This window comes from Pseudomonas pisciculturae, assembly GCF_015461805.1.
GTDB classification, from domain to species: domain Bacteria; phylum Pseudomonadota; class Gammaproteobacteria; order Pseudomonadales; family Pseudomonadaceae; genus Aquipseudomonas; species Aquipseudomonas pisciculturae.
The window spans coordinates 152170-174055 of sequence record NZ_JACVZE010000002.1 but is presented as its reverse complement, the minus strand read 5'-3'; the positions used below and the strand labels follow the sequence as shown (position 1 = coordinate 174055).

Annotated in this window: 16 protein-coding genes; 3 read left to right on the top strand and 13 right to left on the bottom strand. The window is 60.3% G+C overall.

Annotated features, from left to right (window positions below; genetic code table 11):
- Positions 1-57 precede the first annotated feature (57 nt).
- From ICY20_RS06425 to betI, 9 genes are all read right to left on the bottom strand, one after another.
- The gene (locus ICY20_RS06425) at positions 58-1236 is read right to left on the bottom strand and encodes a BaiN/RdsA family NAD(P)/FAD-dependent oxidoreductase (RefSeq protein WP_194937168.1); all 1179 of its coding nucleotides are present in this window, start codon (positions 1234-1236) and stop codon (positions 58-60) included.
- 157 nt (positions 1237-1393) lie between these two features.
- Positions 1394-2731, bottom strand: a complete 1338-nt coding sequence (gene dbpA / locus ICY20_RS06420) for an ATP-dependent RNA helicase DbpA (protein WP_267463997.1) — start codon at positions 2729-2731, stop codon at positions 1394-1396.
- A 130-nt stretch (positions 2732-2861) separates the two neighbouring features.
- Positions 2862-4289, bottom strand: coding sequence for a multidrug transporter subunit MdtD (mdtD, locus tag ICY20_RS06415; protein WP_194937167.1), 1428 nt, complete (start codon positions 4287-4289; stop codon positions 2862-2864).
- 37 nt (positions 4290-4326) lie between these two features.
- Positions 4327-5175, bottom strand: coding sequence for an alpha/beta fold hydrolase (locus ICY20_RS06410; RefSeq protein WP_194937166.1), 849 nt, complete (start codon positions 5173-5175; stop codon positions 4327-4329).
- Between the two features lie 257 nt (positions 5176-5432).
- Complete coding sequence (locus tag ICY20_RS06405; protein WP_194937165.1) at positions 5433-6749, bottom strand: TldD/PmbA family protein; 1317 nt, start codon at positions 6747-6749, stop codon at positions 5433-5435.
- Positions 6749-8191, bottom strand: a complete 1443-nt coding sequence (locus ICY20_RS06400) for a TldD/PmbA family protein (protein ID WP_159958077.1) — start codon at positions 8189-8191, stop codon at positions 6749-6751. Before ICY20_RS06400 ends, ICY20_RS06405 begins: the two co-directional genes overlap by 1 nt.
- A gap of 189 nt (positions 8192-8380) precedes the next feature.
- A complete protein-coding gene (gene betA / locus ICY20_RS06395) occupies positions 8381-10075 on the bottom strand; it encodes a choline dehydrogenase (RefSeq protein WP_159958087.1) in 1695 nt (564 codons plus the stop codon).
- A gap of 161 nt (positions 10076-10236) precedes the next feature.
- A complete protein-coding gene (betB, locus tag ICY20_RS06390) occupies positions 10237-11709 on the bottom strand; it encodes a betaine-aldehyde dehydrogenase (protein WP_194937164.1) in 1473 nt (490 codons plus the stop codon).
- 110 nt (positions 11710-11819) lie between these two features.
- Positions 11820-12413, bottom strand: coding sequence for a transcriptional regulator BetI (gene betI / locus ICY20_RS06385; protein ID WP_194937163.1), 594 nt, complete (start codon positions 12411-12413; stop codon positions 11820-11822).
- Positions 12414-12793: 380 nt separating this feature from the next.
- Here betI and ICY20_RS06380 point away from each other — a divergent pair, with 380 nt between their 5' ends.
- Positions 12794-14728 carry a BCCT family transporter gene (locus ICY20_RS06380; RefSeq protein WP_324187950.1) on the top strand — a complete coding sequence of 645 codons (1935 nt, stop codon included), beginning with the start codon at positions 12794-12796 and terminating at the stop codon, positions 14726-14728.
- Between the two features lie 170 nt (positions 14729-14898).
- Here the strand turns inward: ICY20_RS06380 and choV are convergent, their stop codons facing one another.
- The 3 genes from choV to ICY20_RS06365 all read right to left on the bottom strand — a co-directional run bounded on the left by choV (position 14899) and on the right by ICY20_RS06365 (position 17935).
- The gene (gene choV, locus ICY20_RS06375; protein ID WP_194937162.1) at positions 14899-16077 is read right to left on the bottom strand and encodes a choline ABC transporter ATP-binding protein; all 1179 of its coding nucleotides are present in this window, start codon (positions 16075-16077) and stop codon (positions 14899-14901) included.
- Positions 16074-16919: a choline ABC transporter permease subunit gene (gene choW, locus ICY20_RS06370; RefSeq protein ID WP_017735985.1), complete on the bottom strand. Its 846-nt coding sequence runs from the start codon at positions 16917-16919 to the stop codon at positions 16074-16076. The genes choV and choW overlap by 4 nt, the downstream gene beginning before the upstream one ends.
- A 68-nt stretch (positions 16920-16987) precedes the next feature.
- On the bottom strand, positions 16988-17935 hold the full coding sequence (locus ICY20_RS06365) for a choline ABC transporter substrate-binding protein (RefSeq protein WP_159958093.1): 948 nt from the start codon (positions 17933-17935) through the stop codon (positions 16988-16990).
- 414 nt (positions 17936-18349) lie between these two features.
- Here ICY20_RS06365 and ICY20_RS06360 point away from each other — a divergent pair, with 414 nt between their 5' ends.
- Together ICY20_RS06360 and gbdR are read left to right on the top strand one after the other, a co-directional pair.
- A complete protein-coding gene (locus ICY20_RS06360; protein WP_194937161.1) occupies positions 18350-19726 on the top strand; it encodes an L-serine ammonia-lyase in 1377 nt (458 codons plus the stop codon).
- A gap of 520 nt (positions 19727-20246) precedes the next feature.
- Positions 20247-21350 (top strand): choline metabolism transcriptional regulator GbdR, encoded by a 1104-nt coding sequence (gene gbdR, locus ICY20_RS06355; protein WP_005792167.1) that lies wholly within the window; start codon positions 20247-20249, stop codon positions 21348-21350.
- A gap of 106 nt (positions 21351-21456) precedes the next feature.
- Here the strand turns inward: gbdR and ICY20_RS06350 are convergent, their stop codons facing one another.
- Positions 21457-21720, bottom strand: coding sequence for a hypothetical protein (locus tag ICY20_RS06350; protein WP_122487171.1), 264 nt, complete (start codon positions 21718-21720; stop codon positions 21457-21459).
- Positions 21721-21886 lie beyond the last annotated feature (166 nt).

Here is a 21886-nt window from a genome sequence, read left to right as displayed (position 1 = left end):
CATCTGGCAGCAAATTATTCCCAGGCACACCACATTTAGACCGAGTACATCCTTCAGTCAGGCGTACTGCGCCGCCGCGTAGCCTGAAGCCCAGGCCCACTGGAAGTTGAACCCGCCCAGGTGGCCGGTTACATCCAGCACTTCACCGATAAAGTACAGGCCAGGGCTTTTCAGCGATTCCATGGTCTTTGATGACACTTCCCGCGTGTCCACGCCGCCAAGTGTCACTTCGGCGGTGCGATAGCCTTCGGTACCTGCCGGCACCAACTGCCAGCTGCCGAGTTTCTGCGCGATGTCGGCGATTTCGGCGTGGGTGTACTGCTTCATCGGCTTGGACACAAACCAGGTCTCCGCCAGCAGGTTGGCCATCTTCTTGGTGAAGATCTCGCCCAACAGGGTTTTCAGCTCGCTGTTGGGGCGCTCGGTCTGTTGCTCTTGCAGCCAGGTGTGGGCGTCGTGGTCGGGCAGCAGGTTGATCTCCACCGTGTCTCCGGATTCCCAGTACGAAGAAATCTGCAAAATCGCCGGCCCGCTCAGGCCACGATGGGTAAACAGGATGTTTTCGCGAAAGCTCTGGTCGTTGCAGCTCACCAGGCAATCCACTGAAGTGCCAGACAACTCGCCGCACAGGTCCTTGAGCTGGTCGGTGATGGTGAACGGTACAAGCCCTGCGCGGGTCGGCAGCAGTTCGTGACCGAATTGCTTGGCCACTTGGTAACCAAACCCGGTGGCACCCAAGGTCGGGATCGACAGCCCGCCGGTGGCAATGACCAGCGACTCGCAACGCAACTCGCCCAAGGTAGTCTGCAACTGGTAGCCGCCGTCGACCTTGGCGATCTCTTCGATCGAGGTGTCCAGGTGCATGCTCACGCCGACCTGAATGCACTCGTCGAGCAGCATGCCGAGAATGTCGCTGGACTTGTTATCGCAGAACAGTTGGCCCAGCTTCTTCTCGTGGTAAGGCACGCCATGCTTGACCACCAACCCGATAAAGTCCCACTGGGTATAACGCGCCAGGGCCGACTTGCAGAAGTGCGCATTGTGGGAGAGGAAGTTGGCGGGCTCGGTGTACATGTTGGTGAAATTGCAGCGGCCACCGCCGGACATCAGGATCTTTTTGCCGGCCTTGTTGGCGTGGTCGATCAACATCACCTTGCGCCCGCGCCCGGCGGCGGTCAGTGCGCACATCAAGCCTGCGGCGCCGGCGCCAATGATCACAACTTCGGTCGAGCGCAAAACGGTGTCCTCACAAAATACTGATTTGAAATGCAATCAAATGTGGGAGGGGGCTTGCTCCCGATAGCAGTGTGTCAGTCAATACATCTGGTACTGATACACCGCTATCGGGAGCAAGCCCCCTCCCACATGGATCTCCGATAAATTGGAGATCGTGTTACAGGATCCGCACGCGCAGCGAACGGCCTTTGATCTTGCCGTCATTCAAACGCTGCAACGCCTGCTTGGCGATGCCACGCTCAACCGCCACAAACGCCTGGAAATCAAAGATTGCGATCTTGCCGACCTGGGCACCCGGAATCCCGGCTTCACCGGTCAATGCACCAAGGATGTCACCCGGACGCACCTTGTCTTTACGGCCAGCAGCAATGCACAGCGTGCTCATCACCGGCAACAACGGTCCACCGCTTTGCGGCTTGAGGTTGTCCAGTTGGTCCCAGTTTAGCGGCGACTTCTGCAACTGCTCGATGGCCTGGGCGCGGTGCGCTTCGGACGGTGCAACCAGGCTGATGGCGATGCCGGTTTCACCGGCGCGGCCGGTACGGCCCACACGGTGGATGTGAATTTCCGAATCGCGGGCCAGTTCGACGTTGATCACCATGTCCAGCGCGTCAATGTCCAGGCCACGGGCGGCCACGTCAGTGGCTACCAGCACCGAGGTGCTGCGGTTGGCGAACATCGCCAGTACCTGGTCGCGGTCGCGTTGTTCCAGGTCGCCATGCAGGCCCACGGCGGAAATGCCCTTGGCCGTCAGGTGATCGACGGTTTCCTGCACTTGCTGCTTGGTAAAGCAGAACGCCACGCACGAGGCCGGGCGGAAGTGCGCCAGTACCTTGGTCACCGCGTCCATGCGTTCTTCCGGCGAGATCTCGAAGAAACGCTGTTCGATCTGGTCGTCGGAGTGGAACGCCTCGGCCTTCACTTGCTGCGGCGCACGCATGAATTTCGAGGCCAGCTGCTTGATGCTCACTGGGTAGGTGGCCGAGAACAGCAGGGTCTGGCGGCGTGGTGGGGTCTTGCTGATGATGTCTTCGATGGCGTCGTAGAAGCCCATGTCGAGCATGCGGTCGGCTTCATCGAGGATCAGCGTGTTCAAGCCATCCAGTACCAGCGAACCCTTGCGCAGGTGTTGCTGGATACGGCCCGGGGTGCCGACGATCACGTGGGCGCCGTGCTCCAGCGAAGCGATCTGCGGGCCGAGGGACACGCCGCCGCACAGGGTCAGTACCTTGATGTTGTCTTCGGCACGGGCCAGGCGACGGATTTCCTTGGCGACCTGGTCGGCCAGCTCACGGGTCGGGCACATCACCAGGGCCTGGCAGCCGAAGTAACGCGGGTTGATCGGGTTCAACAGGCCGATGCCGAACGCAGCAGTCTTGCCGCTGCCGGTCTTGGCCTGGGCAATCAGGTCCAGCCCCTTGAGGATCACCGGCAAGCTCTGCGCCTGGATCTGCGTCATCTCGACATAACCCAGCGAGTCGAGGTTAGCCAGCATGGCGGCGGACAGGGGCAAAGTATTAAAAGCGGTGGCGATGGTAGTCACGGGACTGGCTCTGCAAAACAAAATGTTGCGCAGTGTACCAGTCCCACAGGATTTTCCCCGCAAGTTCTAGACGGGAAGCCTGTTAGTGCTCGATATGTTGCTCCGGGCTGGCCGCGCGTTTGCCGTCCTTTGGCGACAATTGCAGGAAGATCGCCGCCGCCAGCATGGCCATGATGCCCACGGTGAGGAAGGTCAGCTGGAAGGCGCCGAGTACGCTTTCCACGCCATCGTTGCCGGTTTCGGCGGTAAACCCGCCAAGCAATGCACCGGCGCAGGCCACGCCAAGGCTGAGGGATAATTGCGCCACCACTGAGAGCAAGCTGTTGCCACTGCTGGCCTGAGCGTCGTCGAGGTCGATGAGGGTGACGGTGTTCATCGCGGTAAATTGCAGGGAGTTGATCGCCCCCAGCACCGCCAGCATGCCCAGCAGCAGCGGGTAGGGCGTCTGTTCAGTGACCAAACCCATGCTCGCCAACATCATGCCCAGCGCCAAAGTGTTGCCCGTGAGGACGATGCGATAGCCCAGGCGCTCAATCAACGGCCGCGCCACAGACTTGGCAAACATCGCCGCTGCCGCCAGCGGCAGCATGCTCATCCCGGCTTCCGACGGCGAATATCCCAGCGCCACTTGTAGCAGCAGCGGCACCAGAAACGGCAGCGCGCCACTGCCCAAACGGGCGAACAGGTTGCCCAGAATGCCCACCGCAAAAGTGCGCGTCTTGAACAGCACCGGCGAAAACAGCGGGTTATCGATATGCCCCGCCCGCAACCAATAAGCCGCCAGGCACGCCAGCCCGCCAAACAGCAGCAACATCACTCGCAAATGCGGCAGGTGCAGTTCGCCCAGGCCTTCCATGGCGATGGTGATCAGCACCATCGCCGCGCCAAACAGCAGAAAACCCACCCCGTCGAAGCGCGTGCGCTCACTGCCGCGCAGGTCGGGGATGAATTTCCATACGGCGTAGCAGCCGATCATGCCCACCGGCAGGTTGATCAGGAAGATCCAGTGCCAGGTCAGGTATTGCACCATCCAGCCACCCATGGTCGGGCCGAGCAACGGGCCGAGCAGGCCGGGGATGGTGATGAAGCCCATGATTCGCACCAGCTCCGAACGGGGGTAGGCCCGTAGCACCACGAGCCTTCCGACCGGCAGCATCAGCGCGCCGCCCAGGCCCTGGATCACCCGTGCGCCAATCAGCATGCTCAAGCTGCTGGACAACGCACACAGCAATGAGCCGATGCTGAACAACATGATGGCGCCGAAGAAGATTTTTTTGGTGCCGAAGCGGTCGGCGATCCAGCCTGAGGCGGGGATCAGCAAGGCGACGGTGAGCATGTAGGCGATCACCACCCCTTGCATGCGCAGTGGGTTTTCTGCCAAGTCCCGGGCCATGGCTGGCAAGGCGGTGTTCAGAATCGTCCCGTCCAGCGACTGCATGAAGAAGGCAATCGCCACCACCCAGGGGAGCCAGCGGGCGGTCTTGGCATCGAGCGGGACGCGATTCGGCATAGAAAACCCTTTTTGTTAGCAGGCTATGTGTCGGCGATTATGCGCCATCCGTCGCGGCTTTTCCCACCAGGAAATCCAGCAATGCGCGGTGCACCGCTGCTGCCGCTTCGCTGGATTCGAGGTCGAGCAAGTGGCCAGTATGTTCGGCGACGGCAAAGCTGCTGCGGCCCACGTACTGCTTGAACAACCGGGCCTCGGCAGCGGGGGTGTATTCATCCAGCGCTCCGTTAATGAAGTGCACTGGGGTTTCAATCTGGGTGAGTGTGGGCAGGTAATTGCCATCGCGCAGGGCCAGTACTTGGTGGATGTGAAAGCGCGCCTGGCGGTATTCGGTAGTGGCCATGTTGGACAGGTGCCGATGGTTGTTGCGCTTGAGTGCAGGCGAGAGGAACTTGCCCACGGTGTCGTTGAGCAGGTGACCAACGGCAGACTTGTCATCGGCCTCGATCAGCACGCGCACACGCTCCACATAATCGAGCATCGCCTGATTGAGATTGGGCGCCAGGGCCATCACCACCGAGCTTTTGATCGAAGGCGGGTTATGGGCCAGGGTCAGCAGCGTGGAGATCCCGCCCCAGGAGGCCGAGACCAAATGGTTGACCTCGAAGCGCTCCACCAGCGCCCGCAGGATCTGCACCTCGTCGTCCTTGGTGACCAGCTCCAGATCGGGGTTGTACTCGCGGGAATAGCCCGAGAAGGGCAAGTCGAACAGCAACACATTGAAATGCTCGGCCAGGCACTTGCTGGTGCGGGCGAATGAGCGGGTGGTGGAGAGCGCGCCGTTGACCATCAGCACGGTGTCTTTTTGCGGGTCGTTGCCGAGTTGCTCGACGTGGATGTTGTAGTGCTTGAACAGCTTGTGGATGACGAAACTTCCCTGGTCCATGTCAACGCTCACTTCCTGTGGGGTGGCGGTATGCCACTAACCGTTATAGCGAGGTTTTTTGAGGGCGACAACAGGGTGCGCAGGTACAAGCGAGAGATGGGAATTAGCGGTAGGAAGGTGCGAAGCGAGGTATCAGAAACCTGCACAAACTAATGTGGGAGGGGGCTTGCCCCCGATAGCGGTGTGTCAGAAACAGATGCACTGACTGACACACTGCCATCGGGGGCAAGCCCCCTCCCACATTAGATTTGTAGTGTTTAGAGGGTCAGTGTCAGGCGTTTGACCAAAGCCCCCGGCAGCAGATTGGAGGATGTATTGCGCTGCCCATACGTACTGGCCGACAACAACAACTCCCGCTCCGCCGTCAGCGCCTCCAATTGCGACCCCAGCAAGCTGTACACACTGTCATCAAAGCGCATCGTATTCACCGGTGCCTTGATCTCTCCATCCTCCACCCAGAACGTCGCAAAGCGCGTCATGCCGGTCAGGCGCGCCGCCGGCAGGTCGGAGTAGTTCAGGTACCACAGGTTGCTGATGTACAAGCCGGTGCCCAGCTGCTTGAGGATCTCGGCCTGGGCCAGGCTGCCTGCGGCCATCTGCAACGCGCTCGGCGCTTCGTCACTGCTGGCGCCGTTGGTGCTCAGCCCGTATTCGGCGGCGCTGCGCGAATTGATCAACTCGCCCGCCGCCTTGCCCGCGTTGATCAGCGTGACGTCACCGCGTGGGTAGCCTTCGCTGGAAAATGCTTCGCTCAGGGAGCCGCTGACCTGCTCGCTGACCGTCACCAATGGGCTCAGAAACTGCTCGCCGGCATAGAGCTTTTGCAACGAACTGCCTTTGCTGGCGATGGCTTGGGCGGAAAAGCCGCCCCAGGTGATGATGCTGATGATTTCTTCAATCGCCGCCGGGGCGAGGTAGGCGCGGTAGTGCCCAGGCGCCAACGTGTGCAGCGGGCGACCGAGAAATGCTAACTGCTCGCGGGCCTGCTGTACGCGCGCCGCGAACTCGGTGCTGTTCCACGTGTGCCCGGCGTAGCTGGCCTTCACCGCTTCGCCATTGGCGTGGAACAGGCTGAAATCGAAGTTGAAGCTATTGGCCTGATGCCAGCCGAACGCCCCCGAAGAGCTGGCGAAACCCCGGCTGATGGGCCCGGCGGCATAGAAGCCAACAAGGTCGACACCCTCGGCGGCCTGGCTGATGTCTTCCAGTACCTGGGCCAGCTCCGGCAATGGCTGCGCCTGTTCATTGCTGCTTTGCCAGGCGTTGTGGTTCAGCAGCAGATACGGGTCTTGTGGCAGCAACGGCAAGGTTTCGCGCAGTTGTTGCAGGCCGTCGGCCAGGCGCTGTTGGTCAAGCTCAGGCTCGCCAGCCAAAGTGATGCCCAGGTCGGCGTGGCGGCCATCGTTGATCAGTTTCAGTGTAAGGCTGGCCTGTTGCACGTGCCCCGCCTGGCGGACTTTGGCGTGGTTGAAGCGTACAAACTCGGACGACTCATCCGCATAACCCAGGTGGAACTGTTCACTGTCGGTGATGGCCTGCGTCAGCCAGTGCACCAATGCCTTGAAATTGTTCATCAGGCATCTCCCCCAAACACATCAACGTTGCTGAATACACAGGCCGGCGAAGCATGACCGACGCGAATCACTTGGTTGGGCTCGCCTTTGCCGCAGTTCGGCGTGCCCAACACCTTGAAGGTGCTGGCATCGCCAACGGCACTGAGGTTGCGCCAGAACTGCGCGGAAATCGCCCGATAGTTGGGGTTTTTCACCACGCCTTTAAGCTCGCCGTTTTCGATCAACTGGCCCCATTCGCAACCGAACTGGAACTTGTTGCGCGCATCGTCGATGGACCACGAACGGTTGGTCGACATCAGGATGCCGGTTTCAATACCGCCCACCAGCTGCGCCAGGCTCTTGTCGCCCGCTTCGATATTCAGGTTGGCCATGCGGTCGATGGGTGCGCGGTTCCAACTGCTGGCGCGGCTGTTGGCCACGCCGCCCATGCCGGAGCGGTACTGCGACAGCGCGCCCCCCAGCGGCTTGAGCAACAAGCCTTCACGGATCAGGAACTGCTTGCTGGCCGGGGTGCCGTCGTCGTCATGGCTGTAACTGGCCAACTGCTCGGGGATGTCCGGGTCGAAGGTCACGTTGAGCAACGGTGAGCCGTATTGCAGGTGGCCGAAGTCACTGGCCTTCACAAAGCTGGTGCCCGCGTAGTTACGTTCATCGCCCAGGATGCGGTCCAGTTCCAGCGGGTGGCCGATGGACTCGTGGATCTGCAAAATCATCTGGTCGGGCATCAACAGCAGGTCGCGCGGGCCGTTGGGCGTGTTGGGCGCTAGCAGCAATTGCAGGGCTTCGTCGGCAATACGCGGCGCGGCGCCCACCAGGCCGAAGCGGTTGATCACATCAAAGCCGCCTTGCTGGCCAAAGTTGCTGCCGCCCAGGGTGCGGCTCTGGCTGTCGTTGCCGTCGTAGGCGGTGACGTTGACGCCGGGGAACACGAAGCGCTGGGCCTGGCGCAGTTCGGCGCCCGCCGTATTGAGGTAGATCTGCTCGACGTGGGTCAGGCCCAGGCTGACTTCCCAGTTCACCAGGCGCTCGTCCTTGGGCACGGCGGCAGACTCGTCGCCCAGCAATTGGTAGCAGTCGCTCAGGGAGGGGAACGCTTGGTTCAGCTCGGGGGACAGGTAATCGGCCACATCACGAGAGACGGGCTGGTCACGCAGGTCGAGCAGGGCGTGGGGTTTGATGAGGCGAGCCTGTTGCTCGGCGCGCTCAAGGGCGGCTTGCAGGCCAGCCAGGGAAATATCGTTGGTCGCGGCGTAGGCTTCCACACCGTTGAGACGCACGGTGAGCATGGCGCCTTCGTCGTGGTTCAAGTGGGGCGGTTCGGCGACGTTCTTGCGTACCGACAGGTACTGGCCGGATTCGCGGACGTAGCGCAGCGAGAAGAACTCGGCGCGGCTGCGCAGGGCACTGAAGTGTTTTTTGAGGGTGGCGTGATGATCGAACATGGGGCCTTCCTTGTGGGCGGCTCGTCGCGGGCAGGCGGACAGAGTAGCTGATCAAGGAGGGGTTTTGCATTGGTTGGTCGGGCCTCTTCGCGGGCAAGCCCGGCTCCCACAGTTGATCGAGTTGTTCAGACGAACTCGGTCAACTGTGGGAGCTGGCTTGCCTGCGATAGGGGCACCGCGGTGTATCAGTTACTGCGCGATCTCACGCATCGGCTTACCACGCACCGGCGCATCGCCGGCCACATAGTAGTCGGCAGTGCTGCGCGGCAGTGGCTGGCGGCCACGGATTTTGTCGGCGATTTTCTCGGCGATCATGATCGTCGGCGCGTTCAGGTTGCCGGTGGTGATGATCGGCATGATCGACGCATCCACAACGCGCAAGCCTTGCATGCCATGCACACGGCCTTCGCCATCCACTACGGCCATGTCGTCGGTGCCCATCTTGCACGAGCAGGACGGGTGGAACGCGGTTTCGGCGTGCTCGCGGATGAAGGTGTCCAACTGTTCATCGGTTTGCACTTCGATGCCGGGGCTGATTTCGCGGCCACGGTATTGGTCCAAAGCCGGCTGTTGCATGATTTCACGGGTCAGGCGGATGCCGTCGCGGAATTCTTGCCAGTCCTGTTCGGTGGCCATGTAGTTGAAGAGGATGCTCGGGTAGTCCCGCGGGTTCTTCGACTTCAGTTGGATACGACCACGGCTCGGCGAACGCATGGAGCCCATGTGCGCCTGGAAGCCATGCTCTTTCACACCGTTGCTGCCGTTGTAGTTAATCGCTACCGGCAGGAAGTGGTACTGAATGTTCGGCCATTCGAATTCTTCACGGGTACGGATAAACCCGCCCGCTTCGAACTGGTTGCTGGCGCCGATGCCGGTGCCGTTGAACAGCCACTCGGCACCAATGGCCGGTTGGTTGTACCAGAGCAGCGACGGGTACAGCGACACCGGTTGGGTGCAGGCGTATTGCAGGTACAACTCAAGGTGATCTTGCAGGTTTTCGCCGACGCCAGGCAGGTCGTGGACCACCGGGATGTCGAGGCTTTCCAGCAGTTTGGCCGGGCCCACACCGGAGCGTTGCAGCAGTTGCGGCGAAGCGATTGCGCCGCTGCACACGATGACTTCTTTGCGGGCGCGTGCTTCAACGCGTTCTTCGGCCGCGCCGATCAGGTAACGCACGCCAACGGCACGCTTGCCTTCAAACAACACTTTGTCGGTGAGGGCGTGGGTGACGATGGTCAGCGTGGAGCGCTTCTTGGCGGTGTCCAGGTAACCGCGAGCGGTGCTGGCGCGACGGCCTTTAGGCGTGACAGTGCGGTCCATCGGGCCGAAGCCTTCTTGCTGGTAGCCGTTCAAGTCCACGGTGCGCGGGTAACCGGCTTGCACGCCGGCTTCAACCATGGCGTGGAACAGCGGGTTGTTGCCGGCTTTAGGCGTGGTCACGCTGACCGGGCCGTCGCCACCGTGCCAATCGTTGGGGCCGATGTCCCGAGTTTCAGCTTTTCTGAAATACGGCAGGCAGTCGAGGTAGGTCCAGCTTTCCAGGCCAGGCAGCTTCGCCCAATTGTCGTAGTCCATGGCGTTGCCGCGGATGTAGCACATGCCGTTGATCAGGGAAGAACCACCCAGGCCCTTGCCACGACCGCATTCCATACGGCGGCCGTCCATGTGTGGCTCTGGATCGGTTTCGTAGGCCCAGTTGTAGCGGCGGCCTTGCAGTGGGAAGGCCAGGGCGGCTGGCATCTGGGTGCGGAAGTCGAAGCGGTAGTCGGGGCCACCGGCTTCCAGCAGCAAAACGGTGACGCCTTCGTCTTCGGTCAGACGGGTCGCCAGGGTGTTACCGGCGGAGCCGGCACCCACAATGATGTAATCGTATTCTTGGGACATTGGATGTACCCCTTTTTGAAGTGTGGTCAGGTAGGGCCTCATCGGGGGCAAGCCCTCTCCCACACTGACTGTGTTCACAAATCCAGATGTGTAAATACAGTCAAATGTGGGAGCTGGCTTGCCTGCGATAGGGCACTCACAGGCAATACAAGGCTCGGGTGTTAGAACACCGAGGCGTAATCGCCCAGCTCAACCTGTACCGATTTGATGCGGGTGAAGTTGTTCAACGAGCTGATCCCGTTCTCACGGCCAACACCCGATTGCTTGTAGCCGCCCACCGGCATCTTCGCGTCGGACTCGCCCCAGGCGTTGATCCAGCAGATACCCGCTTCCAGCTGATGAATCACGCGGTGCGCGCGGTTCAGGTCTTTGGTGACCAGGCCAGCGGCCAGGCCGAAGTCGGTGTCGTTGGCGCGGCGGATCACTTCTTCTTCGGTTTCGTAGGTCAGGATCGCCATCACTGGACCGAAGATTTCTTCACGCACGATGACCATGTCGTCGGTGCAGTCGGTGAACACGGTCGGAGCCACGAAGGCGCCTTTGGCGAAGTCGCCATCGGTCAGGCGGTCGCCGCCGCACAGCAGGCGTGCGCCTTGCTCTTTGCCTTTGGCGATGTAGCCCAGCACGCTTTCCATGTGGGCAAAGCTGACCAGTGGGCCGAAGTTGGTGTTTTCGTCTTCCGGGTTGCCAATGCGAATACGCGCAACACGTTCAGCGATCTTGGCTTCGAACGCCGCTTGCAGGTGCTTGGGCACGAACACACGGGTGCCGTTGGTGCAGACCTGGCCGGAGCTGTAGAAGTTGGCCATCATCGCGGTGTCGGCGGCGCGGTCGAGGTCGGCGTCGTCGAAGATGATCAGCGGCGACTTGCCGCCCAGCTCCATGGTCACGTCTTTGAGCGAGGAGCTCGACGCGCTGGCCATGACTTTCTTGCCGGTGTCGGTGCCGCCGGTGAACGAGATTTTTTCGATACGCGGGTGCTCGGTCAGCCAGGTGCCGACTTCACGGCCGCTGCCGGTCAGTACGTTGAACACACCTGCTGGAACGCCGGCTTCGGTGTAGATCTCGGCCAGTTTCAGGGTGGTCAGCGAGGTGACTTCGCTTGGCTTGAAGATCATTGCGTTGCCGGCAGCCAGGGCTGGCGCGGATTTCCACAGGGCGATCTGGATCGGGTAGTTCCACGCGCCAATACCGGCCACCACGCCCAGCGGCTCGCGGCGGGTGTAGACAAAAGCGGTGTCGCGCAGTGGGATCTGCTCGCCTTCGATCGCTGGCACCAGGCCTGCGTAGTATTCCAGCACGTCGGCGCCGGTGACGATGTCGACGTACTTGGTTTCGGAGAAGGCTTTACCGGTGTCCAGGGTTTCCAGGGCAGCCAGCTCGTCATTGCGCTCGCGCAGGATATCGACGGCACGACGCAGGATGCGCGAACGCTCCATGGCGGTCATGGCGGCCCAGATTTTCTGGCCTTTTTCGGCGCTGACCACGGCGCGTTCAACGTCATCGAACGTAGCGCGTTGCACTTGGGCGAGAACTTCACCGTTAGCCGGGTTGATGGCTTCGAAGGTGGCATCGCTGCCAGCGTCACTGTAGCCGCCGTCAATGTAGAGTTTTTGCAGGTCGAAACGGGCCATAAAGTCCTCGCAAGTGCATAAGTGGTTGGCGTTAACCGCCGCAAAGTGGGCCATAAGGGTGTGGCAACACTGAGCGACAGCAGTTCAGGGGTTGAGCGGTTATGTGTGCTCTAACTCACCTGCTTGGCCAATTGGAAATCCATGTATTCGTAAGCGATCCGTTGCGCCTGCGCTGTGTCGAAAGCGTCTCCCGACAGGGCGCCGCGCAACCACAAACCGTCGATCAGGGCCGCCAGCCCTCGGGCTGCTTTGCGTGCGTGCGGCAGCGGCAGCACTCGGCGGAACTGACAGCACAGGTTGGAATACAGACGCTGATCGTTGATCCGCTGCAACCTGTGCAATGACGGGTGGTGCATGCTGGTGGCCCAGAAGGCCAACCAGGTTTTCATTGCCGGGCCGTTGACCTGGCTGGCGTCGAAGTTGCCTTCGATGATCACCTGAAGATGTGCCCGTGGGCTGTCGTCCGTAAGCGCACGCCTGCGTTCATGGACGTTGTCGATCAGCGCGTTCATCAAATAGCGCATCGTCGCTGCAATAAGGCCGTTCTTGTCCTTGAAGTAGTGACTGATGATGCCGTTCGAAACGCCGGCCAAACGGGCGATCAGCGCAATGCTGGCATCTCCCATCCCGACCTGATCGATGGCCGTCAAAGTGGCTTCGATCAATTGCTGGCGGCGTATGGGTTGCATACCGACCTTGGGCATGTAGCACCTCTCCTTAGGCCTGCCGATGGGCGATGAACGTCCGTCGGCTTGATGGCCAGTCTATTTTGTTTTGATTGAACGTTCAATCAACAAAGAATAAGATCTGCGACAAATGGTCGCTGCCTACAGAAGTTTCCTACCTGGGAGCCGCGACAAATGACACCTGCAAAAACCCTTGAAACGCCCTGTCTACTGGTTCGGTAGGGGTGCAAGGTTTTTCGGGGTGTCTTTATAACACCCGTCCGTCGCCTGCCCATAAAGCGATGTCCCGGGATAACCGCTGCCTTGTGTTTCTCTCTCGCACTGCCCGGAGCATCTGCGCCATGAGTTCTGCCTCTCTTATAAAGACCCCGCCAGAAAAGGTGCGGGTCAACGGTTGGGTGTTCTACACCTCCACCGCGTTGATTCTGTTGTTGACCGCCATCCTGATCATCGCCCCGCAGGAGGCCGGGCGTTTGCTCGGCGTCGCCCAGGCGTGGCTGTCGAAAAGCTTTGGCTGGTACTACATGGTGGTCATCGCCGCCTACCTCGTATTTGTGGTCGGCCTGGCATTTTCTTCCTACGGCAAACTGAAACTGGGCAGCAAGGACGACACCCCGGACTTCAGCTACGGCGCCTGGGCCGGCATGTTGTTCTCGTCGGGCATTGGCATCTCGCTGCTGTACTTCGGCGCGTCGGAGCCGTTGGACCACTACTTCAACCCGCCCGAAGGTGCTGCCGCCAGCAATGGCGCCGCACGCCAGGCGTTGCAACTGACCTTCCTGCACTGGGGCCTGCACGGCTGGGCGATCTACGCCTTGGTCGGCCTGGCCGTGGCGTACTTCGCCTACCGTCACAACCAGCCGCTGGCCTTGCGTTCGGCGCTGTACCCGCTGGTGGGCGAGCGTTGGGTGAAGGGCGCGGCCGGCCACGCGGTAGACGGCTTCGGCATGTTCGTGACCCTGCTGGGCCTGGTGACCAACCTGGGGATTGGCGCGATGCAAGTGTCGTCCGGGTTGGAAAACCTGTTCGGCATGGAGCACAACAACACCAATCTGTTGATCGTGATCATCGTGATGAGCACCGTGGCCACCATCGCCGCCGTGTCGGGCGTGGAGAACGGTATTCGCCGCTTGTCCAACCTCAACATCGTGCTGTTCAGCGGCCTGCTGATCTTTGTGCTGCTGTTTGGCCCCACCCTGCACCTGCTCAATGGCCTGGTGCAAAACACCGGTGACTACCTCAACGGTATCGTGCTGAAAACCTTCGACCTCTATGTGTACGAAGGCGACGCGGCCAAGACCGAAGGCTGGATGGGCCTGTGGACCCTGTTTTACTGGGCCTGGTGGATTTCCTGGGCGCCATTTGTGGGCATGTTCATCGCGCGTATTTCCCGTGGTCGCACGGTGCGTGAACTGGTGGCCGGCGTGCTGCTGATCCCGCTGGGCTTTACCCTGGCGTGGCTGTCGATCTTTGGTAACTCGGCGTTGGACCTGGTGTTGAACCATGGTGCGGTGGAGTTGGGCAAGACGGCGCTGGAACAGCCATCGATGGCCATCTACCAACTGCTTGAGCATTACCCTGCGTCGAAAATCGTCATCGGTGTGTCGATCTTTGTGGGCTTCGTGCTGTTTTTGACCCCGGCGGATTCCGGCGCGGTGATGATGGCCAACCTTTCCTGCAAAGGCGGCAATGTGGATGAAGACGCGCCGCACTGGCTGCGGATCTTCTGGTCGGCGGTCATTACCTTGGTGACCATCGGCCTGCTGTTTGCCGGCAACTTCCAGGCCATGCAAACCATGGTGGTGTTGGCAGGGCTGCCGTTCTCGGTGGTGCTGGTGTTCTTTATGTTCGGCTTGCACAAGGCGATGCGCCAGGACGTGGCCATCGAACAAGAGCAGGCGCAATTGGCCGAGCGTGGCCGTCGGGGTTTCAGCGAGCGCCTGACGGCCCTGGACCTGCAACCGAGCCAGGGTACGGTGCAGCGCTTCATGGACAAGCACGTAACGCCGGCGTTGGAAGAAGCGGCCGTTGCGCTGCGTGACCAGGGCTTGGAAGTGCAGACGCTGCTGGGTAAATCCAAGCGTTGCATCGGTGTGCGCATTGAGATGGAAGAGGGCAACCCGTTTGTCTACGAAGTAAGCCTGGACGCTTATTCGTCGGCACCGACTGACTTGCCTGAAGAAGAACGCACCCGCTACTACCGTGCCGAGGTGTACCTGCACAACGGGCCTCAGGAATACGACCTGATGGGCTTTACCCAGGACCAGATCACCCGGGACGTGCTCGATCAGTTTGAAAGCCATCGGCAGCTCCTTGGCCGGGTCTATAGCTGATAGTTGAAGCCTGGTGGTGTCCTCACTGACACCACTGGGTCTCAATGTGTAAACAGAACTAAATGTGGGAGGGGGCTTGCCCCCGATGGCAGTGTGTCAGTCAGTACATCTGTTACTGATCCACTGCTATCGGGGGCAAGCCCCCTCCCACATTTGATTTGCAGTGTTTGTTAACCCAGGTTTTTGCCTAGGAGGGCGTGGTACAGCTCACTGTCCCCCAAGATCCCCACCACCTGGTTGTTGTCATGCAACACCAACTTATTCCCCGTGTGATACCGAATCTGCAACGCATCACGCATGCCGATATTCGAATCCACCAGCGTCGGTACCCGACCCAAACCTTCCACCGCTTGCCCCGGCGCCCAGTTCTGCAGGTTCAACGGCGTGCCATTCTGGCGTGCGCCCTTGATCACGTTGCCCTCGGTCAGGTCCAGCCACGAGTCGCCACCTGGGTCGAGGCTGATAGAGCCGTTGACGTGGGTGCAGTTATCCACGGTGCGCATCAGGCTACGGCCGCACAATACGTTGAGCGGGTTGGTGTGGGCGACGAAGGTGCGTACATAGTCATCCGCCGGGTTCAGCACGATCTCTTCCGGCACGCTGTACTGGATGATCTTGCCGTCTTTCATGATCGCGATGCGGCTGCCCAATTTGAGCGCCTCATCCAAGTCGTGACTCACGAACACGATGGTCTTGCTCAGCTTGCGTTGCAGCTCCAGCAGTTCGTCCTGCAAGCCTTGGCGGATCAGCGGGTCGAGGGCCGAGAAGGGTTCGTCCATCAGCAGGATGTCGGCATCCATTGCCAGCGCACGGGCCAGGCCCACACGTTGCTGCATGCCGCCGGAGAGTTCATCGGGCTTCTTGTTGCGCCATTGGGTCAGGCCCACCAGCTCAAGTTTTTCATCCACCAGCTTGCGTCGGTCTTTCTCCGGGCGGCCCTGCATCTCAAGGCCGAAGCTGATGTTTTCGCGCACCGTCAGCCACGGCATCAGGGCGAACTTCTGGAACACCATGGCGATGCGCTTGGTTCGCATCATTTTCAGCTCGGCCGGCGTGCAGGAAGCGATGTCGATCTGACGACCTTCATGCTCCACAAACAGCTGGCCGCGGCTGACGGTGTTGAGGCCGTTGATGCAACGCAGCAAGCTCGACTTGCCCGAGCCCGACAGGCCCATCAGCACGCAGATTTCGCCTTTCTCTACATCCAGGCTGGCCTTTTCAACGCCGACAATCTGCCCGGTCTTTTTCAGGATCTCGTTACGGCTCATGCCCTGGTCCAGCAGCTTGAGCGCTTCGCGTGGGTCTTTGGAGAAGATCACGTCGACATTGTCGAATCGGATAATGCTCATGCATCACCCCCTACTTTGGCGTCGGGTTGTTTGCAGATGCGGTCGAGCATGATGGCCAGCAATACGATTGCCAGGCCTGCTTCAAAGCCCAGGGCAATGTCGGCAGTGTTGAGTGCGTTGACCACGGGTTTGCCGAGGCCGTCGGCGCCCACCAGGGCCGCGATCACCACCATCGACAACGACAGCATGATGCATTGGGTAATACCGGCAGCGATGCTCGGCATGGCGTGGGGCAGTTCAATGCGTGAGAGCAACTGACGGCGCGAGCAGCCGAAGGCTTTGCCGGCGTCGAGCAGCTCTTGGGGAACGTCTCGGATACCCAGGTAGGTCAGGCGGATCGGCGCGGCAATCGCGAACACCACCGTTGAGATCAAGCCGGGCACCACACCCAGCCCGAAGAGGGTCAGGGTAGGGATGAGGTAGACGAAGGTCGGTACGGTCTGCATCAGATCGAGCACCGGCCGCATCATGGTGTAGAACAACGGTTTGTGCGCGGCAACAATGCCCAGCGGCACACCGATAACCACGCAGACCAGGGTGGCGAACAGCACTTGCGCCAGGGTCTCCATGGTTTCCTGCCAGTACCCCAGGTTGAGGATCAGCAGGAAGGAGGCGATGACAAAAACAGTCAGTCCCCATTTACGTTGAATAAAGTGAGCCAGCAGCGCAATCAGACCGATCAATGCCAGTGGATTGAACCAGGTCAGCGCAAACGTCACGCCGTGGATCATCGTTTCCAGTGTCGATGCGATTGCGTCGAAGTAGTTGGCGCCGTGTTGGGTCAACCATTCGACGAAGGCAGCGATGTACTGGCCTAGTGGGATTTTCTGTTCAGTCAGCATGGTAGTGAGTGTCCACATGCGAAGAGGGAAAACATCCCGGGGCAGCGCACCGCCCCGGGGACAACGGATTACTTGGCGAGGTAGGCTTTTACGGCGTCGATGCCAGGCTTGCCATCAACGGTGGTGACACCGGCGAGCCAGGTGTCGAGCACTTGTGGGTTGGCTTTGAGCCAGGCTTTGGCCGCAGCGTCGGGTTTTTGTTTGTCGTCCAAAACTTTGCCCATCAGGGTGCTTTCCATGTCCAGGGTGAACACCAGGTTTTTCAGCAACTGACCTACGTTGCTGCATTCCTGTGTGTAGCCCTTGCGAACGTTGGTGTAGATGGTGGCCTGGCCGTAGTTGGGGCCGAACGAATCGTCACCCCCGGTCAGGTACTTCATCTTGAAGCGGGTGTTCATCGGGTGCGGTTCCCAGCCGAGGAACACGATCGCCTGGCCACGCTTGGAGGCGCGTTCAACCTGGGAGAGCATGCCCGCTTCGCTGGATTCGACCACTTTGAAACCGGCGGTTTTCAGGCCGAAGGCGTCTTTGTCGATCAGCGTCTGGATGGTGCGGTTGCCGTCGTTGCCTGGCTCAATGCCGTAGATCTTGCCGCCCAGCTCTTCCTTGAATTTGGCGATGTCGGCGAAGTCTTTGAGGCCTTTGTCGTACAGCGCCTCAGGCACCGCCAGGGTGTACTTGGCGTTCTCCAGGTTGGCGCGTACGGTTTCCACGGTGCCGGCATCACGGTACTGCTTGATGTCGTTTTCCATGGTCGGCATCCAGTTGCCGAGGAAGATGTCCATGTTCTTGCCGTCGGCCAGGGACTTGTAAGTCACCGGTACCGAAATCATCGTGGTGCGCGGCTTGTAGCCCAGGCCCTTGAGGATCTCGCTGGTGGTCGCGGTGGTGACGGTGATGTCGGTCCAGCCGACATCGGAGAAGTTGACGGTCTTGCATTGTTCCGGTTCTGCAGCGTGCGCCAGGGCTGGCAGACTCAGCATGGCGGCCAACAGCAACGAGGGTGAAGCTTTCATAGGGCTAGACTCCTGTGTTTTTCTGGCGGCGTTCGCCGCGCTTTATAAGTGTTGCGGTTAGAGCGTGCGGTGACAGCTCTGGCACGGCGCCTTGCAAACGAGTCGAGACTGATCATGGACCAGTGAAAATCTGTCGCCTACAGGGGGCGTCGTATCCAGTACAGGGATGGTCGTATCCAGTGTCGGTGACGTCGCTTACAGATTTTCTAAACGGCCAAACTGCTGTTTTTGCCGTTCTGCACCGTAAAAAACGGCCAAAACACCTCATCGCACGGCAGCGACGCTGGTGAGCATGGGTGCGTCGGTGTGAGACGCCGTGAGGGCTGCCAAAAGCTTGATGATGCGGCCATCTGGGCGATCTGAGCGTAGCACCTCGTTCAAGCCTGGCCGTGCTTATCGAGGAGTTCTACCGCAATGGCTATCAGCGTTTTCGACCTGTTCAAGATCGGCATCGGGCCTTCGAGTTCTCACACCGTTGGCCCCATGCGCGCCGCGGCGTTGTTCGTTCAAGGGTTACGTGAACGTGAACTGTTGGAACAAGTGCGACGCGTCGAAGTTCAGCTTTACGGCTCGCTCTCGGCCACCGGCATTGGCCACGGCAGCGACACCGCTACCATCATGGGCTTGATGGGCGAGTGGCCGGATGCAATCGACCCGTCGCAAATCGGCATCCGCATCAGCACCCTGCGCGAAACCGACACCCTACTGCTGGACGGGTGTTTGCCGGTGCCCTTCGTGTGGGCCCGAGACATGCAACTGCTCGACGAAAACCTGCCGTTTCACCCCAACGCCATGACCCTGATTGTGCATGGCGATAAAGGCGAGTTGTTCCGTGACACCTATTACTCGGTAGGCGGCGGCTTTGTGGTGGATGAAGCCCAGGCGCAAAGCGGCGTGGCGGATATGGATCGCACCGTATTGCCCTACGATTTTTCCAGCGCGGTGGAGCTGTTGCAGCTGTGCAAGACCCACAACCTGCGCGTCGCCGAGTTGATGCTGGCCAATGAAAAGGTGTGGCGCAGCGAAGAAGAAATCCGCAGCGGCCTGATGAAGCTCTGGCGCGCCATGCAGGACTGCGTGGAGCAAGGCCTCAAGCACGAAGGCATCCTGCCCGGCGGCCTGAACGTACGCCGCCGCGCCGCCAAGTTGCACCGCAGCTTGCAGGAACTGGGCAAGCCGAACGTGATCGGCTCGACGTTGAGTGCCATGGAGTGGGTGAACCTGTTCGCCCTGGCGGTCAATGAAGAAAACGCCGCCGGTGGGCGCATGGTCACCGCGCCTACCAATGGCGCTGCTGGGATCATCCCGGCGGTGCTGCACTACTTCATGAAATTCAGCGAAGAAGTCACCGAAGCCAACGTCGTGGATTACATGCTCGGCGCGGCGGCGGTGGGCATCCTGTGTAAAAAGAACGCGTCGATCTCGGGTGCCGAAGTGGGCTGCCAAGGCGAAGTGGGTTCGGCTTGCGCCATGGCGGCTGCGGGCTTGGCCGAGATCCTCGGCGCCACGCCGGAGCAATTGTGCAACGCCGCCGAGATCGGCCTGGAACATAACCTGGGCCTGACCTGCGACCCGGTGGGCGGGTTGGTGCAGGTGCCGTGCATTGAGCGCAACGCTATCGCCGCAGTGAAGGCGATCAACGCGGCGCAAATGGCGTTGCGGGGTGATGGCCAGCACTTTATTTCACTGGACCGGGTGATCCGCACCATGCGCGATACCGGGGCGGATATGCATGACAAGTACAAAGAGACATCGCGTGGGGGGTTGGCGGTTAGCGCGGTGGAGTGCTGAGACCGAGTCGCCTGCATTCGCGAGCAAGCCCGCTCCCACATTTGACCGAGTTCCAATATGAGGATGCGGTCAAAATGTGGGAGGGGGCTTGCCCCCGATAGCAATAGCCCAGTCACCACTGCTCATAAAGTGAACACCCAAACCAAAAGCGCCACCTTTTAGCGCGTCGCAAACAGATAAGTAGCTTGCGAACGATTTCCCGTCCGACCACCCGTCACCTGTGCTTTGGGTGACAGACTTCTCCTACGGCCTCAAAGCACCTTCCCACAAGTGCTACCGAACTGCTCACGCACCTTGAGTAGGGCCTCTCCTACGTCCTTTTCGACCCTATCCCGCACTTAACGCACGGGCTTATATAGACGCGTCAAAACGTCGTTTTTAGGAGTTATTGGACGGCCATTCAATTTTAGGCATGGCAATTGCTCTATCAATCCAAAGCCTCTCACCTCGCCGGTTGAAGAGCGCAATAACAAGAGCCTCGCCTGAGGCCATCACCCGCTTTGTGTGAGGAGATACCGCGATGACGTCGTTCAACTCAGGGGCCCAACCCCAGAACCGTGCGCCTCAATCCATCGGCTTTTTGCTGCTGGACAATTTCACGCTGATTTCCCTGGCGTCCGCAGTCGAACCCCTGCGCATGGCCAACCAGCTCTCCGGTCGCGAGTTGTATCGCTGGACCACCCTGAGCGTCGACGGCAACCAGGTCTGGGCCAGCGACGGTCTGCAGATCACCCCCGATGCTTCCATGCACAAAGCCCCGGCCCTGGACACCGTGATCGTGTGCGGCGGCGTGGGTATCCAGCGCACCGTTACCCGTGAGCACGTGTCGTGGCTGCAAAGCCAGGCGCGTCAGTCCCGCCGCCTGGGTGCGGTGTGCACCGGCAGTTGGGCCTTGGCCTGCGCCGGCCTGCTCGATGGTTTTGATTGCAGCGTGCACTGGGAATGCCTGGCGTCGATGCAGGAAGCCTTCCCCCGCGTGGCCATGAGCACACGCCTGTTTACCCTCGACCGCAACCGCTTCACCAGCTCCGGCGGCACTGCGCCGCTGGACATGATGCTGCACCTGATCAGCCGTGATCATGGGCGTGAACTGTCCGCCGCGATCTCCGAGATGTTCGTGTACGAACGCATCCGCAACGAACAGGATCACCAGCGCGTGCCGCTCAAGCACATGCTCGGCACCAACCAGCCGAAATTGCAGGAAATCGTCGCGCTGATGGAAGCCAACCTGGAAGAGCCCATCGACCTGGATGAACTGGCGGTGTACGTCGCCGTTTCGCGTCGCCAGCTGGAGCGGTTATTTCAGAAATACCTGCACTGCTCGCCGTCGCGCTACTACCTCAAGTTGCGTCTGATCCGTGCACGGCAATTGCTCAAGCAAACGCCGATGTCGATCATCGAAGTGGCGTCGGTGTGCGGGTTTGTGTCCACGCCGCACTTCTCCAAGTGCTACCGCGAATACTTCGGCATACCGCCACGGGATGAGCGTGTGGGCTCCAACACCACTCAGCAAGTGGCGATGATGCCGATTCCGCAGGCATTGGTGTTGTCACCGTTGTCGGGGCCGATGTCGGCGTTGAGCCAGGCGCGCAATGAGTCGACTTTCGCCAGTGTGAGGCTCTAGACCGAGTCGTCTGCATCGGGGGCAAGCCCCCTCCCACATTTTGACCGCATTCTCATGTTGAAACTCGGTCAACTGTGGGAGGGGGCTTGCCCCCGATAGCAATCTATCAGGCGCCAGAGCTCTGCTTGAACTGCACCAACGCCGGCAACAACTGCTTATCGATCGCCTGACGCACCGCCGGCAAAATCGTCGCGCTACCGGTGTACATCTGCTCAACCATGCCCTTGAGCGCCTTGGCCCGCGCCGCGCTCAAACCGCGCACGGCACACTCGCACGCCTGCTCGGCCGTCGAGCCGCTGGACACCTCGAAACCCAGCGAGCGCAGTTGGCTCAGCAGGTCATCCTGGTCAATCAAATCCGCATGCATCATGACGTTTATCCTGGTGAAGGGAGCGGGGTTTGACCTGGATTCTGGTAGCCGCCCTAGCGGTCGGCAAGGGCAGATTGCATGAATGCCTCAGATGGCTATGAACATGTCGTTTTCGGGCCATTTACCCGCACCACTAATAGGCACACTGAGCTCAAGCAAGCAGCTT

What these genes read in the sequence shown, in the direction of transcription:
- dbpA (WP_267463997.1), bottom strand. Translation starts at nt 2,731, where the DNA reads ATGCTGGCTAACCTCGACTCGCTGGGTTATGTCGAGATGACGCAGATC.
- mdtD (WP_194937167.1), bottom strand. Translation starts at nt 4,289, where the DNA reads ATGCCGAATCGCGTCCCGCTCGATGCCAAGACCGCCCGCTGGCTCCCC.
- ICY20_RS06410 (WP_194937166.1), bottom strand. Translation starts at nt 5,175, where the DNA reads ATGGACCAGGGAAGTTTCGTCATCCACAAGCTGTTCAAGCACTACAAC.
- ICY20_RS06405 (WP_194937165.1), bottom strand. Translation starts at nt 6,749, where the DNA reads ATGAACAATTTCAAGGCATTGGTGCACTGGCTGACGCAGGCCATCACC.
- ICY20_RS06400 (WP_159958077.1), bottom strand. Translation starts at nt 8,191, where the DNA reads ATGTTCGATCATCACGCCACCCTCAAAAAACACTTCAGTGCCCTGCGC.
- betA (WP_159958087.1), bottom strand. Translation starts at nt 10,075, where the DNA reads ATGTCCCAAGAATACGATTACATCATTGTGGGTGCCGGCTCCGCCGGT.
- betB (WP_194937164.1), bottom strand. Translation starts at nt 11,709, where the DNA reads ATGGCCCGTTTCGACCTGCAAAAACTCTACATTGACGGCGGCTACAGT.
- betI (WP_194937163.1), bottom strand. Translation starts at nt 12,413, where the DNA reads ATGCCCAAGGTCGGTATGCAACCCATACGCCGCCAGCAATTGATCGAA.
- choV (WP_194937162.1), bottom strand. Translation starts at nt 16,077, where the DNA reads ATGAGCATTATCCGATTCGACAATGTCGACGTGATCTTCTCCAAAGAC.
- choW (WP_017735985.1), bottom strand. Translation starts at nt 16,919, where the DNA reads ATGCTGACTGAACAGAAAATCCCACTAGGCCAGTACATCGCTGCCTTC.
- ICY20_RS06365 (WP_159958093.1), bottom strand. Translation starts at nt 17,935, where the DNA reads ATGAAAGCTTCACCCTCGTTGCTGTTGGCCGCCATGCTGAGTCTGCCA.
- ICY20_RS06360 (WP_194937161.1), top strand. Translation starts at nt 18,350, where the DNA reads ATGGCTATCAGCGTTTTCGACCTGTTCAAGATCGGCATCGGGCCTTCG.
- gbdR (WP_005792167.1), top strand. Translation starts at nt 20,247, where the DNA reads ATGACGTCGTTCAACTCAGGGGCCCAACCCCAGAACCGTGCGCCTCAA.
- ICY20_RS06350 (WP_122487171.1), bottom strand. Translation starts at nt 21,720, where the DNA reads ATGATGCATGCGGATTTGATTGACCAGGATGACCTGCTGAGCCAACTG.